Source organism: Aeromonas sp. 600948, assembly GCF_049174875.1.
GTDB classification, from domain to species: domain Bacteria; phylum Pseudomonadota; class Gammaproteobacteria; order Enterobacterales; family Aeromonadaceae; genus Aeromonas; species Aeromonas veronii_A.
Genome location: NZ_JAAKTY010000013.1, coordinates 19,125 through 33,643 on the forward strand (window position 1 = coordinate 19,125; position 14,519 = coordinate 33,643).

Consider the following 14,519-nt stretch of genomic DNA (forward strand, 5'->3'; position numbering starts at 1 on the left):
TCCATATTTATGAGACTCTCAACTTTCTTAAAGCACTAACTATTTTTACCATTGAATACTTTTGTATAAAATAAAACCCCACCAAAAAGACTGGTTACATGAACAATCTCATTTTTTATCTTAATTGTGCGCAAATAAGCATCATCCTGTGTAAATTGATCAAAAATGGTATAAATTTGAGGATCGACTTGCAAAATATCTTGCTGTATCGATTTGACCTTCAATGACTTATTCTCAAGATGTCTCAAACCATTCTCATAAAAATGCACGCGAGAAATCTTTTTTATTTCAAACACCATGTTTTGCTTTGCATCGTTAAACATCAAATCTTGAGCCCATGCGGCTTGTTCAACATTATCATTATCAATGCCGGTAGTTTTGATCAACATATAACCGATATAGTCTGCTTTAATCTGGCATGGGCGATAGAATCTCAAACGCACAAAGCCCATCCCAGGAATATCGTGTACATTGATCGGTGAAACAGCTTCAAGATTAATATTCTGAGCAATGCATTCCAGCTGTTTCTTTATGTCCAGCCGCTTATCCATTAAAAATGTTTTTTGCCAAACTATATTATCTTTTATATTAAAGTCCAAATATGAGAATGCATCTTTTGATGCAAGAGCATAAAAGTTTCGGTCTTTTTTTATCAACTTTTCAATATATTTATACTCGTCAGGGGAACGAATATCCTCTGTATACATAACAATACGATTAACACTTGGTGTTGCTAATTCCTTTATCTTTTCAAGCTTTCTAAATTCTAATGAAATCTCATCTTTTTCTGTCAAAATATAATATGATGTAATAGCTGAAATGATAGTAACAATAAAAACAAAGAACATTAATATATATTTATCAAGTCGACCGCGATCAAAGAGTCTTTGTTCCTCGTTTGCATCAACATCATCGGATTCCTCAGTCTTTGTGATCACCTCCGTACGGTGTGACAATTCATCACCATGACCAAGTTCAACCTCCAACTTGAAAATGTAACCCACACGAGGAATTGTTTCTATGGAATTGAAAATCCCGATAGACTCAAACTTCCTACGTAGTAGAAGAATTGTTTTGTTGAGACTAATATCCCTGCTTTCTGTTTCACCCCAAATATCATCAAGTATTTTTTTTCTTTCAACAACTCGCAGACTATTATCACAAAGCACTTCCAGCAATACGGTTTCTTTTTGACTGAGCTTTATTTCTTTCTCGTCAAGAATAATTCTGTATGTCTCAGGTTCAAATGTGAACGTGTCGTTATACTTATATTGCTTTGTCATGATTTTATTTAATCTCAACGTTCTGTTGAACTACATTGTATATGATTTTATATACCTTACAGGAATTTTCTAGGGAATGCGGTAACACGTAATCATGAACAGATAACTGTAGGCACAGCCCCAGGCCGACATACTCGACCTCCAGTATGTCGGCAATGAAGAACCACACTTATACATAATGTTCTCTTGGGCTCTCCAACAGGGGATATGTCCGAATTAGCAGTACTGACCGGCCACCCAGCCGGAAGACCAGGCCCACTGGAAGTTGTAACCGCCAAGCCAGCCGGTCACATCCACCACCTCGCCAATGAAGTAGAGGCCGGGCACCTTGCGCGCCTCCATGGTCTTGGAGGAGAGCTCGTTGGTATCGACGCCGCCCAGGGTCACTTCGGCGGTGCGATACCCCTCGGTGCCGTTGGGCAGGATCTGCCAGTCACCCAGCAGGTTGGTGATCGCCTCAAGTTCCCGCTCGTTGTACTGACGCATCGGCTTGCTGACCAGCTGCCCCAGCTCCACCTGCTTGTCGACGAAACGCTTGGGCAGCTCGCGCCCCAGCACGGTTTTCAGCTCCTGCGCGGGGTGCGCTTGCGCCCACTCGCGCAGGGCGGCCGGAATATCCAGCTCCGGCAGCAGGTTGATGTGGATCTTCTCGCCGGCATGCCAGTAGGAGGAGATCTGCAGGATGACGGGACCGGAGAGGCCGCGATGGGTGAACAGCATCGCCTCCTTGAAGCAGGTGCCATCCTCGGCGGTCACCGCCACCGGCAGGCTGATGCCCGCCAGATCGGCGAACGCCTCTTTCTCTGCCTGATGGAGGGTAAAGGGCACCAGACCTGCGCGGGTCGGCAGCACCTTGAGACCGAACTGCTCCGCCAGCTTGAAGCCATACGGAGTCGCGCCCAGCTTGGGCATGGAGAGACCGCCGGTCGCCACCACCAGCGAGTGGCAGCCGATCTCACCCTTGCTGGTGGTCAACACAAAGCCTTCGTCCTGCTTGCTGACGGTGAGGATTTCGGTCTGGAACTGCAGGGTCACCCCGGCCCAGTCGCACTCGGTGAGCAACACATCGACGATATCCTTGGCGCTCTCGAGACAAAACAGCTGCCCCAGGGTGCGTTCGTGATAGCTGACCCCGTGGCGATCCACCAGATCGATAAAGTCCTGCTGGGTGTAGCGGGCCAGCGCCGACTTGCTGAAGTGGGGATTCTCCGACAGGTAGGCGTGAGCGCCCGCCTGATGGTTGGTGAAGTTGCAGCGGCCACCGCCACTGATGAGGATTTTGCGGCCCGGCTTCTTGGCGTTGTCGAGCACCAGCACGGAGCGGCCACGGTAGCCCGCCTGCGCCGCACACATCAATCCGGCCGCACCGGCCCCGATCACCACCACATCGACCTGCTTCATCATCACTCACTTATCAAAATAGAAACGGCACCTGGCCAGAACCGAGATTGCCTCTGGCGGAACAGAACCATAGTGGCTGCCCACCAGAATAAACAACGGCCCTTAAAAGGGCCGTTATTGTACTGGCTGAACACTAAGTGTCCACGACTATCAGGCGTTGCTGTCCATGATGCTGGCAGGGGCGCCCTTGGCCAGTTCGGCCAGCTCCTTGTCGATGAAGTAGAGGCCTTTGCCATCTTCACCCACCAGACCCAGACGGTCGACGATGCTCTTGAACAACTTCTCCTCTTCATGCTGCTCGGCCACATACCACTGCAGGAAGTTGAAAGTGGAGTAGTCCTGAGTGGTGAAGGCTACGTGGGCCAGACCATTGATGCACTTGGTGATGTGGTACTCGTGCTCCAGGGTGGTACGGAACACGTCGCCCAGCGACTTGAACTCGTGGGGAGGGGCATCGATGGCACCCAGCTTGGGCATGGCGCCGGTCTCGCTCACATAGGTGAACAGACGCTCCATGTGCTGGCGCTCCTCGACCGCGTGCTGACGCAGGAAGGTCGCCGCCCCTTCAAAGCCCTTGTCTTCGCACCAGGCGCTCATCTGCAGATAGAGATTGGAGGAGTAGAACTCCAGGTTAATCTGCTCGTTCAACTTCTCAATCATGGCTTGGGCCAGCATCTTGTTTCTCCTCAGTGATTTGGTATCGATTGTCGCCACACTCCCGCCGCGAATCAACCCGCCAACGAGAGGGAGATCCCGTTTCTTTCAGCTCAGGGGGTCAGCTCCCCAAGGGAGGCGACATCCACGGGCGCAGCATAATCTACGCCCGGCAGCTCGAAGCCGTTGAGCTGCATGAAATCCTGCCGCAGCCCGGCAAAGTCCCCCAGCGCGTGGAAATTGTCCGGCGTCACCTTGGGCCAGAGCGCCGAGACGGCGGCCTGAATGGCCGAGTCCAGCTCGTGGTCATCCATTCGGATCAGCCGGTTGCCATCGGCCACCACCCCATTGGGCCCGTACATCTTGGCGGCAAACAGTCGCTGCATCTGCTCGATGCAGCCTTCGTGCACACCGCGCTCCTTCATCACCCCCATCAGCAGGCCCAGATAGACCGGCAACACCGGAATATAGGCGCTCGCCTTGGTTACCAACGCCTTGCAGACTGACACCCAGGCATGGCCACCAATCTCGGCCAGCTGCAGGTTGATGGTCTCGGCGGTGGCGTGCAGATGCTCCTTGGCATAACCGATGGTGCCATCCCGATAGAGGGGATAGGTGGATTCGGGGCCGATATAGGAGTAAGCGACGGTTTGGGCACCGGGGGCCAGACAATCGGCCTGCTGCAACGCCTGCATCCAGAGCTGCCAATCCTCGCCCCCCATCACGGTGACGGTATCGCGGATCTCCTCCGGCGTGGCAGGCGCCAGCGACTGCTGCACCAGAGTATCGCGCTCCAGATCCAGCCCCCAGCCGCTGAATGGCTGGCCGGTGGTCTTGAGCACGGAGCGCACCTGCGTGCCGTCGGGCAGCACCCGGATGCCGCTCGCCATCGAATAGATCACCAGATCCACCTGCCCCAGCTGCTGACGGATGGTGTCGATGGCCTGCTGACGCATGCCGTCGGAGAAGGCATCACCGATCAGGTTGATGGCGATACGCCCCTCCTGCTCCGCCTCCTTGCGAAACCAGATGTTGTTGTACCAGCCGGCGCTGCCCAATCCTTTGTCGGAAGGGCCGCGCTCGAAGGAGATACCAATGGTGTCGGCACCGGCACCAAAGGCGAGTGCAATGCGCGACGCCAGTCCAAACCCGGAGGAGGCACCCAGCACCAGCACCCGCTTGGGGCCGTTGAACGGGCCAGCGGCCTTGATCCGTTCGATCTGCTGCTGCACGGCGGCGCGACAGCCGATGGGGTGACAGTTGCGGGCAACACAACCTTGAATCTGGGGATGAATGATCATGGGAAGGCCTCCAAAGAAACTGGCTACAGCATAACCAAATCGAAGGAGATTAACTTGATGCCGGATCGCTATCAGTCAGAAAAGCCGCGGGAATTGAGGCAGAAAAACAAAAGGGAGCACGTGGCTCCCCAAAGCGGTATTCAGATGCTTTTTGTTGTTTTGTGTTCATTGCGAAGCACGGGCCCATCCTATGCCTCTCCCCCCTGATCGGCAAGCCGAGGGGTGTGACCGGCGTCAAACTCTTGTTTAATTTATAGGCAAATAGTGGTTAATAACTGAGTGACTGACCCTGTGTCACACGTCATTAAACTCATTTAAATCCCAAAACTGTGCCTGAGGCACCATTTTAGTTTCAGCAGAGATTGGTATAGTGGACTGAAGGATCGGTAAGGAGAACCCCCATGAGTGGAACAACCTATTACAAGCATATTCTGGCCGCGATCGACCTCTCTGAAGATAACCGCAAGGTGATCGACAAGGCGGTGGACAGAGCCCGCTCCAACGGCGCCAAGCTGTCGGTTATCCATGTCGATGTGGACCTCAAGGATCTCTACACCGAGATGATCGATATCGACATCGACAACGTGCAGGATCAGGTGATCGCCGAAGCGAAAGAGAAGCTGGAGGCATTTCTGGCCTCGGTGGACTATCCCATCGAGAAGAAGCTGGTGATCTGCGGCGATCTGAGCGAGCGGGTCAATCAGGCGGTCAAGGAGTACGAGATCGACCTGCTGGTGTGCGGCCATCGCCAGAGCTTCTGGAGCCTGCTCACCTCGAGCGCCCGTCAGCTGATGAATACGGTGCCCTGCGATCTGCTGGTCGTCCCCTTGCAGAAGTAATGAAACCGGCGTAGTTTGATTTGCTATGAACATGACCGCATTCAATCACAACTACTGGTGGTGCTGCTCCTAAACAGGCGGCACCGCGTTTCCATTCAAGATTTCCCAAAGAAAACACCGTGACCGCCGAGAGGCGGTCAACTGTTTTTATCCCTTTGTCGCCTCCCGGCTCACCCAACTGGAGAGAGTGACATGCACAACCCCGTAATCCTTACTGGCGATCGTCCCACCGGCAAACTGCACATCGGCCACTATGTCGGCTCCCTGCGCCAGCGCGTCGAAGCTCAGCACCACTACCGTCAATTCGTGATGATCGCCGACCTGCAGGCGCTGACCGACAACGGCCACAACCCGGCCAAGGTGACAGACAACGTGCTGGAGGTGATGGCTGACTATCTGGCGGTCGGCCTCGACCCGGCCAAGACCACCTTCTGTTTGCAGAGCGCCCTGCCCGCCCTCGCCGAACTCACCTGCTACTACCTCAATCTGGTCAGCGTCGCGCGGCTGGAGCGCAACCCCACCGTCAAGGCGGAGATCCAGCAGAAAGGGTTCGAGCGCACGCTGCCGGCCGGTTTTCTGGTCTATCCGGTGAGTCAGGCCGCCGACATCACCGCCTTTCGCGCCAGCCATGTGCCGGTCGGGGAAGATCAGCTGCCGATGCTGGAGCAGACCAACGAGATCGTCCGCCGCTTCAACTCTCTGGTAGGCAAAGAGGTGCTGACCGAATGCCAACCGATCCTGAGTGACACCGGCCGCCTGCCCGGCATCGACGGCAAGGCCAAGATGTCCAAATCCCTCGGCAACACCATAGAGCTCGGCATGTCGGCGGAAGAGGTCAAACAGGCGGTGTTCGCCATGTATACCGACCCCAACCACCTCAAAGTGAGCGATCCGGGTCAGGTGGAGGGCAATACGGTGTTCGCCTATCTCGATGCCTTTCACCCCGACAAGGCGCTGGTCGCCGAGATGAAGGCGCACTACCGACGCGGTGGACTGGGGGACATGCGCTGCAAACAGGTGCTCAACGACTGCCTGCAGACCCTGCTCGCCCCGATGCGGGAGCGCCGTGCCGCGGCCATCGCCGACAAGAAGATGCTGCTGGAGCTGCTCTATCAAGGCACCGAGCAGGCTCGCATCATCACCGATGAGGTATTGGCGGAGGTGAAAAGCGCCATGGGGCTGGATTACTTCGCCAACATCCGCTGAGCGGGGGTCCCGAGCGCATCGTCGCCGTAGAGGTCGAACACCAGCTGGTGCAACAGGCTCTTGAACCAGCCTATCGCCTCGTCGTGGGCGGTGAGCGGGTGCCCCGCCATCAGGTAGACGATGGGGATTGCGGGGTCGAGCTGGTGCATCCGCAGCGGGTAGTAGCGGCAGAAGTGGCGCCCGATCATCTCGGGCACCACCACCAGATAGCGGCCGGTCGCCATCAGTGGCGGCACCGCCATAAAGCTCGGCAACCGCACGCCCAGCTCCCGCTCCACCCCGAAACGGGCCAGCCAGAGCTCCACCATCGCCTGACTGTGACCCCAGCTGGAGGTGTGGATGTGGGGGCGGCTCACCAGCTCGACCGGAGTCAGCACATCGGGCAATTCGCTGCCGAGCGGCGACAGGCAGACCAGCGGGTTGTTGAACCACTCCTCCCGCCACAAGCGGGGTGAGAGATGATTCGCCCCGGCGAAACCGATCACCAGATCCAGCTCACCCTTTTCCAACTCCCGCTCGTAGTCGCTGTCCGCCAGCTCGCACACCTCAAGCCGACAGTGAGGGGCCTGCCGATGGAGCCTCTCCACCAGCACCGGCACCAACCCATGCTCCACCGAGCCCGGGGTGGCGATACGGAAAATCCGCCGCGCAGTGGTGGGATCAAACCCTTTGGCCTGCCGCAATCCCTGCTCCAGCATCGCCAGCGCCTGGCGCACCGGCCCAGCCAGCGCCTTGGCTCGCTCGGTCGGCATCATCTCGCGCCGACTCATCACGAACAGCGGGTCATCCAGCGCCCCCCGCAGCCGCCCCAAGGCGTGACTGACGGTGGACTGGGAGAGATGCAGCCGTTCGGCGGCACGGGTGACATTGCGCTCCTGCATCAGCATGTCGAATACGGCGAGCAGGTTGAGGTCGAGACGGGCGAGCGAGCTATCCATCGATATTAGCCATAGTTAAATGCCAACAATTCATTTTTACCATAGTAACAGATTGCCTAGAATGCGCTGGCTTAATACATCGGAGATTCAAATGCGTAGCTATCTGTTATTGCTGGCCATTGGCCTGCTGTGGGGTTCCCAATTCATTTTCATGCACCAGGCCGTTGCCGAGTTGCCCCCCATTCTGGTGGCTGCCGGTCGTGCCCTGTGCGGCAGCCTGACCCTGGGTCTGCTCTGCCTGTTCATGCGGCTCAAGAGTGAGCACACCCCGTGGCGTACCTATATGCTGATCGCCCTGCTGGATGCCACCATCCCCTTCATCATGGTCGCCTGGGGCCAACAGTATGTGGATAGCGCCATCGCCGCCGTGGTCATGGGTTGTATCCCGTTTGTGACCATTCTGGCTGCACCGCTGTTTATTTCTGGTGAAAGAATCACCAAAGCCGGTCTGCTTTCCGTGATCATCGGCTTTGCCGGTGTGCTCACCCTGTTCTGGCCGAAACTCTCCCAGGGCATGAACGCCGGTCTGCTCGGTGCCATGGCCATCCTGCTGGGTGCCAGCTGCTTCGCCATCGGCCTGCTGATGATCAAGCGCTTCGCCAAGGACCATCCGGTCGTGGTCGCCCGCAATATCCTGATCTCCTCGGCAATCCAGTTGCTGCTGGTCGCCCCCTTCATGGTTGACCTCAGCAGCCTGGCCCTGCCGAGCACCCAGGCCCTGAGCGCGATTACCGTGCTGGGTACCCTCTGTACCGGTCTGGTCTACTTCCTCTACATGGCGCTGATCCAGAAGGCCGGCCCGACGTTCGCCTCCTTCAGCAACTATCTGGTGCCGCTGTTCGGCGTGATGCTGGGTGCCCTGTTCCTCGGCGAGCAGATCCACCCCACCACAGGTGTTGCTCTGGCCCTGATCCTCGGCTCGGTCGCCATGAACCAGTGGGCGCAACAGCGTCGTATGCAGCGCGAGGTCTCCCTATGTCAGGCATCCTGACCACACTGTGCGGTGGTCTGGTACTGATTGCCGGCTGGCAGTATCGCCAGCGGCTGGCCGGGATCCTGGGCCTGCTGATGGTACTGCTGCCCTGGTTCTTCGATAGCAAGCTGCAAGCCATGCTGAGCTATGCCCTGAATGCCTGAAGTCCATCTCTGAATGTGTGACGAGAGTCTATCTCTCCTGTTTTTGGGACTGTTTTAAAAAACCTCCGATTTGTCCCCCGCTACCGGCGCTCTGCGCCGGTTTTTTTATGTTCGAGATCAGGAGAAGACCGTTACCTGTTATCAACTGTTTTGATGGGGGGCTGATCTAACAGTGGTTTCTCACCAACGGTGAATCCTTAAAGAACTGGGTATTAGGAATAAAACCGACTCATTAAGGTAATTTACATGCGTACTCATCTTGTCATATCCGATACCCTTCATGCCTTGGCGACCAATAGTCCGTTAGAAAACCTATGCGTTGCCGTAGCAGCGTTTGCCCTGATAAGGCTGATAAACGCTTTTGCAGAGCTACTGACAACATAGAGTGTGAGCAACACCTTCACGGGAAACTTAGCCGAGCTCGCCAGACTGATACACATTCCACCAGTCAGCCTGATATATCAGACTGACTGGCCAAAAAAGCCAACGACAACCATCTGAAACTCAAACCGAATAGCGATAGCTGAGTCGCTCGTTCTTGCGCGGCCCGGTGATCTGCCAGCTCAGCAGAAAACCGCCGTCTATCTCGGTCAGCTCGGCGCTGTAGTGATCCGCCCCGCACAGATGGGGCTCGGCGGTCAGCCAGCAGCCATCCCCCTGCGGCAGCAGCTCGAACAGTTCGACCGGCTCCTCATAACGCAGATGGGAGAGACGGATCCCCCGCGCACTGCGCTGCCACCAGAAGCGGTTATGCATGGCGAGCACCCTTCCATGGGGCGTGGTGTAGCGACCCTGCTCGCTGAAGAGCCAGCCACCCTGATGATCGGTCACCTGCACACGCCCCTCGCCCCGACCATTCCAGTCGGTCGCCGACCCCTCGCCATTGCTGGCGGTAAAGGAAAATGCTCCGACCTGTGGCAATCGCCCCCATAAACACTGGATTGCCGCTTCCATCTCGGCCATCATAGCCCCCTTAAAATTGACAACTGACGATAAATCAAACACATGAACTACTTGATAGGGGTCACCCTGCTCTGGTCATTCTCCTTCAGCCTGATCGGGGTCTACCTCGCTGGCCAGGTGGATGCCTACTTCTCGGTGCTGACCCGCATCGCCCTCGCCAGTCTGGTGTTTCTGCCCTTCCTGCGCCGCCGCTGGCTGCGCCCCGATCTGGCGGCCAAGCTGATGGCGCTGGGCGCCATCCAGCTCGGCATCATGTATCTCTTCTACTACCACTCCTTCCTGCTGCTGACAGTGCCGGAAGTGCTGGTCTTTACCATCTTCACCCCCATCTACGTCACCCTGCTCCACGACTTGCTGGAAGGGCGCTTCAAGCCCACTTATCTGTGGGGTGCCCTGCTGGCGGTGCTCGGGGCTGCCGTCATCCGCTTCGACGGCCTGACCGAAAGTTATGTGCTGGGATTTCTGGTGGTGCAGGGGGCCAACCTCTGTTTCGCCCTGGGTCAAGTGGGCTACAAGGTACTGCTGGCAAGGGAGGCGGAGCAACCGCCGCAACTGGCGGTGTTCGGCTGCTTCTATCTGGGAGCGCTGGTGATCGCACTGCCCGCCTGGTGGCTGCTGGGCAAGCCGCAATACCCAACGTCAGGGTTGCAGTGGGGCATTCTGCTCTGGCTGGGGGTGGGTGCCTCCGGCCTCGGCTACTTCCTCTGGAACAAGGGGGCGACGCTGGTCACCAGCGGGGTGCTGGCCATCATGAACAATGCGCTCATTCCGGCCGGCTTGCTGGTCAATCTGCTGCTCTGGGGCAAGGATACCGACCTGACCCGACTGACCATCGGCGGCCTGCTGATGCTGGCCTCGCTCTGGGTCTGCCAGCGTGACAAGCGCGGCCAACCCTGACCGCACTCAGCCGACGACGGTGTTGTGCTCCCGTCTGGCCTGACCGTGACAGCTGGCCAGCCGGGCCAGCAGATGATCGAGCTGCTCGCCAGCCTGACTCTGCACCAGCCCGATGCTGACGGTGACCGGCCGCTGTGACAGCAGGCTGGCATCGGCAATCTCGAGGCGCAGCCGCTCGGCGATCTCCAGCGCACTCATCCGCTCGGTCTGGGAGAGCATCAGGATAAAACCGTCCTCATCCCAGCGGGCGAAGGGATCTTCCCGCCGCAGTTCGTGACGCACGATACGCGCCAGCTTGGCCAGCATGGCGTCGCAAGCCGCTTCACCAAACAGTTGCTGGATTTTGGCCATGTGATCGACCGAAAACTGCAGCAGACTGAAAGTGCCGCTCTCGGTCGCCAGCCGCTCTTCAAGCAGTTGCTCGAAACGGCCACGGCTCTCCAGACCGGTCAGCGGATCGGTGCCATGTCGCTCCTCCACCAGCACCACGGCAGGATCGAGGTGACGGACCACCCCCAGCAGATACCCCCGCTCATCGCGACGCATTCGCTCTTCCAGCCGGATGTAGTGACCGTGATGATGCAAAATGCGGTATTCGAGGCGCAGACCGCTGCTGCGGCCGCTCTGGCAGGCGAGCAGGGCATCTTCCAGCCGGGCAACATCGTCGGGATGAACCCGATCCAGCCAGCCGAGATCATCCGGCCAGCACTCTCCCAATCCCAACAGGCGCAGGCAGGAGGGATCACGCTGCAGTCCATGTTGAGCTGACCAGCTCCAGATCCCCGCCTCCAGCAGCGCCATGGCATCAGACAGCAGACCCGGATCAAGCCGGGCAGTCACATCGACCAAAGGTGTCTTGAGCATTTCCATGGGGCGCCTCGAAACAGGATCTGAATACCTGCTCAATAAGTAACATTGGCGTTTACGCCGAGCAACAGGGTCAGAGCGCTTTTCCCTGATACCCGTTCATCAACGTCTGCCAGTTCTCCGGTACGAAGTGGAAACTGGTGTGCAGTTGAGACTCTTTATTGAATGAACGGAGCAAGCGTTCCAGATTGGCCTTCTGCCATTCGCCGGGGGAGCGGATCGCCCCCTTGTCAAAATCGATCACCCACACCTTGCCCTCTTTATCGAGCAGCAGGTTGTGGCTGTTGAGATCGGCGTGATAGACCCCGGCATCGTGCAGCTGGCGCACCGTCTGGCCTATCTTGTGCCATATCTCGGTCGCCACCGGCCCCTGCTTGAGCAGTGCCACCATATCCTTGGCACCGCGAATTCGCTCAATCAGGATATCGGCACGATAGAATGGGCCCTGTTTGACCATGCGGGCACCAAACGGACGCGGCACCGGCAGCCCCAGCTCGCACAGCTTGGCCAGCAGGGTGTATTCGGCCATGGCACGGCTCGACTCGACCCCTTCGAACCAGAAGCGATCCCGCACCACCTTGCCCACCATGCCGCCGCGATAGTAGTGGCGCAGCACCAGATGGCGGGACTCATCCTTGACGAACCAGGTCACCCCCCGCCCGATGGAGGTCCCCACCACCTGACGGTTGTTCTGCCACCAGGCAGGATCGAATAACTGGGGAGAAGGGTCGCGAAAGGCCCCTTCGGCATACCAGCAGATCTGGTTGTGTTCGGTCTGTACTCGCATCGTGGAGATCCCGCTCGGTGGGTCATGGATCGCAATTTTTCAATTGGCGATGAGGCTGCCGCTCTGGCATGCCCGCAATAGTGGCCTTTAATCAACGACGTGCAGAAACAGGTCATGGCGCAGGGCCCGGCCTATCCCGGCTGACGATTGTGCGCAATTTTACAATCCAGAGGGGAGTTTGCATAATGCCATCCACCCTTTTTGCCAGCCGTGCGCCACAACATGCCGCTATTTCAAACGCCCCCCTCCTCCATCTGCATCCTGCGGCTCTCCGCCATCGGGGATTGCTGCCACGCACTGGCGCTGGTGCGCGTCATCCAGCGGGAGTGGCCGCAAACCCGCATCACCTGGATCACCGGCAAAATCGAAGCAACCCTGTTTGCCGATCTGCCCGGGGTCGAGGTGATCCCCTTCGACAAGAGCAAGGGGTGGCGCGGCTATCGCGATCTCTGGCAGACCCTCAAGGGGCGCAAATTCGATGCCCTACTCCATCTGCAGGCGGCCATGCGCGCCAGCATCGCGACCCTCGGCATCAAGGCCAAGGTCAAACTCGGGTTTGATCGGGAACGGGCCAACGACGGCCAGTGGCTGTTCACCAACCACAAGGTGCCTTCGCCTGCCTCTCCCCATGTGCTGGACGGTTTCCTCGCTTTCGCCAAAGAGCTCGGCATCCAGGATCTGACCCCGGACTGGCAACTGCCCATCAGCGCCGAACATCAGGCGTGGGCAAAGGAGAAGATTGGCGGCAAACCGACCCTGCTGATCTGCGCCGCCGCCAGCAAGGCATTCAAAAACTGGACGGCCGCAGGCTATGCCGCGCTGGCGGATCACGCCGCCAGCAAGGGCTTTCAGGTCTATCTCTGTGGCGGGCCGGCCAAGCTGGAGCGAGATCTGGCCGCCGAGATCCGGCAACTCAGCCAGAGCAAGCCGGTCGATCTGGTGGGGCAGACCAACCTCAAGCAGCTGCTGGCGCTGATTAGCGAGGCGAGTCTGGTACTGGCCCCCGATACCGGCCCCACCCATATGGCCACCATAGTGGGCACGCCGGTGATCGGCCTCTATGCCCACCACAATCCGGCACGCACCGGCCCATATCTGTGCCGCGACTACGTGGTCAGCGTCTATCAGGAGCTGGTCGAGCAGGAGACCGGCAAGCCGCTGGCCGAATTGAGCTGGCGCACCCGTCTCAAAGACCCGGAGGCCATGCGAAAGATCACCAGCGAGCAGGTGATCGCCGCCTTCGACCGCCTCTGTGCCGATCGTCAGCTGCCGTAGTGACAGGGCACCTCGGGAATTCCGAGCCATCAGGGAGGGATAACCTGATAGCCTCTGCCCTCAGCCAAAGGCACAATGCAGGCTGATGTGGGTTACGCTCCCGCAGCAAGCTACGAATACTTTGATCGGCTGGAATATGATTCCGGCCGTTTTTTTATTCGCCGCATTCTGGTAAAATTCGCCGCCTTTACATCCCCCTGATCCAAGAATTTTCCGCGTTTTGCGTTTGGCTGTCTCCCTTTCGGGCACAAGACGGCAGTCTCTGCTACAACCAAAACAGCGGTTTCGATTAAAGGTAATAATATGGCGCAACAAGGCACTCTCTATATCATCTCTTCTCCGAGCGGCGCGGGTAAATCCAGCCTGCTCAATGCCTTGCTGACCCAACATAACGCTGCGGGCAAGATGCAGCTGTCGGTTTCCCACACCACTCGCGCCACCCGCCCGGGCGAAGAGCACGGCGTACACTACCACTTCGTTCAGGTGGAAGAGTTCAAGGCGCTGATCGAGCGTGGTGATTTTCTAGAATGGGCCGAAGTGTTCGGCAACTACTACGGCACCTCCCGCGCCACCATCGAAGCCTGTCTGGCCAAGGGGATCGACGTATTCCTCGATATCGACTGGCAAGGTGCCCGCCAGATCCGCGAGCAGATGCCGACCAAATCCATTTTCATCCTGCCCCCCAGCCGCGAAGAGCTGGAACGCCGCCTGATTGGGCGCGGTCAGGACAGCGCCGAAGTGATTGCCGGCCGGATGGCGAAAGCCATTGCCGAAATGGTGCACTACGACGAGTATGACTATGTCATTATCAACGAAGACTTCGAGCAGGCGCTGTTCCAGCTCAGGTCCATTATTGAGTGCCAACGGCTGGAGATGCGTCACCAGCAACAGGCTCAAAAAAACTTGCTGCAACAGCTACTGGCAGAGTAAGCCAAAAACAAGTAAACTTTTGCGTCATTTTTAAACACTGC

15 protein-coding genes are annotated in these 14,519 nt (G+C 57.5%); 7 read left to right on the forward strand and 8 right to left on the reverse strand.

Annotated features, from left to right (window positions below; genetic code table 11):
- Nucleotides 1-35 precede the first annotated feature (35 nt).
- The 4 genes from G5182_RS12375 to fabV all read right to left on the reverse strand — a co-directional run bounded on the left by G5182_RS12375 (nucleotide 36) and on the right by fabV (nucleotide 4,639).
- On the reverse strand, nucleotides 36-1,283 hold the full coding sequence (locus G5182_RS12375; protein ID WP_216979779.1) for a winged helix-turn-helix domain-containing protein: 1,248 nt from the start codon (nucleotides 1,281-1,283) through the stop codon (nucleotides 36-38).
- Nucleotides 1,284-1,499: 216 nt separating this feature from the next.
- The gene (locus G5182_RS12380; protein ID WP_227343145.1) at nucleotides 1,500-2,684 is read right to left on the reverse strand and encodes an NAD(P)/FAD-dependent oxidoreductase; all 1,185 of its coding nucleotides are present in this window, start codon (nucleotides 2,682-2,684) and stop codon (nucleotides 1,500-1,502) included.
- 150 nt (nucleotides 2,685-2,834) lie between these two features.
- A complete protein-coding gene (ftnA, locus tag G5182_RS12385) occupies nucleotides 2,835-3,359 on the reverse strand; it encodes a non-heme ferritin (RefSeq protein ID WP_005339225.1) in 525 nt (174 codons plus the stop codon).
- A gap of 92 nt (nucleotides 3,360-3,451) precedes the next feature.
- Nucleotides 3,452-4,639 carry an enoyl-ACP reductase FabV gene (gene fabV / locus G5182_RS12390; RefSeq protein WP_227341711.1) on the reverse strand — a complete coding sequence of 396 codons (1,188 nt, stop codon included), beginning with the start codon at nucleotides 4,637-4,639 and terminating at the stop codon, nucleotides 3,452-3,454.
- Between the two features lie 401 nt (nucleotides 4,640-5,040).
- Here fabV and G5182_RS12395 point away from each other — a divergent pair, with 401 nt between their 5' ends.
- Both G5182_RS12395 and trpS read left to right on the forward strand, forming a co-directional pair.
- Nucleotides 5,041-5,478, forward strand: coding sequence for a universal stress protein (locus G5182_RS12395; RefSeq protein WP_005339229.1), 438 nt, complete (start codon nucleotides 5,041-5,043; stop codon nucleotides 5,476-5,478).
- Between the two features lie 192 nt (nucleotides 5,479-5,670).
- A complete protein-coding gene (gene trpS, locus G5182_RS12400) occupies nucleotides 5,671-6,684 on the forward strand; it encodes a tryptophan--tRNA ligase (protein WP_103252027.1) in 1,014 nt (337 codons plus the stop codon).
- On the opposite strand, the gene G5182_RS12405 is transcribed toward trpS, so the two are convergent.
- Nucleotides 6,663-7,622 carry a LysR family transcriptional regulator gene (locus G5182_RS12405; RefSeq protein ID WP_227341710.1) on the reverse strand — a complete coding sequence of 320 codons (960 nt, stop codon included), beginning with the start codon at nucleotides 7,620-7,622 and terminating at the stop codon, nucleotides 6,663-6,665. The two genes, trpS and G5182_RS12405, sit on opposite strands and share 22 nt — an antisense overlap.
- A 91-nt stretch (nucleotides 7,623-7,713) precedes the next feature.
- On the opposite strand from G5182_RS12405, the gene G5182_RS12410 reads away from it, so the two are divergent.
- Both G5182_RS12410 and G5182_RS12415 read left to right on the forward strand, forming a co-directional pair.
- A complete protein-coding gene (locus tag G5182_RS12410) occupies nucleotides 7,714-8,613 on the forward strand; it encodes a DMT family transporter (protein WP_219265247.1) in 900 nt (299 codons plus the stop codon).
- Nucleotides 8,598-8,759: a hypothetical protein gene (locus G5182_RS12415; RefSeq protein ID WP_005339236.1), complete on the forward strand. Its 162-nt coding sequence runs from the start codon at nucleotides 8,598-8,600 to the stop codon at nucleotides 8,757-8,759. The genes G5182_RS12410 and G5182_RS12415 overlap by 16 nt, the downstream gene beginning before the upstream one ends.
- A 504-nt stretch (nucleotides 8,760-9,263) precedes the next feature.
- On the opposite strand, the gene G5182_RS12420 is transcribed toward G5182_RS12415, so the two are convergent.
- The gene (locus G5182_RS12420) at nucleotides 9,264-9,725 is read right to left on the reverse strand and encodes a DUF6314 family protein (RefSeq protein ID WP_216952561.1); all 462 of its coding nucleotides are present in this window, start codon (nucleotides 9,723-9,725) and stop codon (nucleotides 9,264-9,266) included.
- Between the two features lie 39 nt (nucleotides 9,726-9,764).
- On the opposite strand from G5182_RS12420, the gene G5182_RS12425 reads away from it, so the two are divergent.
- Entirely contained in the window at nucleotides 9,765-10,619 is an 855-nt protein-coding gene (locus G5182_RS12425; protein WP_129503003.1) for a carboxylate/amino acid/amine transporter, read from the forward strand.
- A 6-nt stretch (nucleotides 10,620-10,625) separates the two neighbouring features.
- On the opposite strand, the gene G5182_RS12430 is transcribed toward G5182_RS12425, so the two are convergent.
- Nucleotides 10,626-11,489 (reverse strand): sensor domain-containing diguanylate cyclase, encoded by an 864-nt coding sequence (locus tag G5182_RS12430; RefSeq protein WP_227341709.1) that lies wholly within the window; start codon nucleotides 11,487-11,489, stop codon nucleotides 10,626-10,628.
- A 70-nt stretch (nucleotides 11,490-11,559) separates the two neighbouring features.
- Complete coding sequence (locus G5182_RS12435) at nucleotides 11,560-12,273, reverse strand: 3-deoxy-D-manno-octulosonic acid kinase (RefSeq protein WP_227341708.1); 714 nt, start codon at nucleotides 12,271-12,273, stop codon at nucleotides 11,560-11,562.
- 222 nt (nucleotides 12,274-12,495) lie between these two features.
- Between G5182_RS12435 and G5182_RS12440 the strand changes: the two genes are divergently transcribed.
- Nucleotides 12,496-13,548, forward strand: coding sequence for a glycosyltransferase family 9 protein (locus tag G5182_RS12440; protein WP_167565482.1), 1,053 nt, complete (start codon nucleotides 12,496-12,498; stop codon nucleotides 13,546-13,548).
- Between the two features lie 303 nt (nucleotides 13,549-13,851).
- The gene (gmk, locus tag G5182_RS12445; RefSeq protein WP_021230465.1) at nucleotides 13,852-14,478 is read left to right on the forward strand and encodes a guanylate kinase; all 627 of its coding nucleotides are present in this window, start codon (nucleotides 13,852-13,854) and stop codon (nucleotides 14,476-14,478) included.
- The last annotated feature ends 41 nt before the right edge of the window (nucleotides 14,479-14,519 follow it).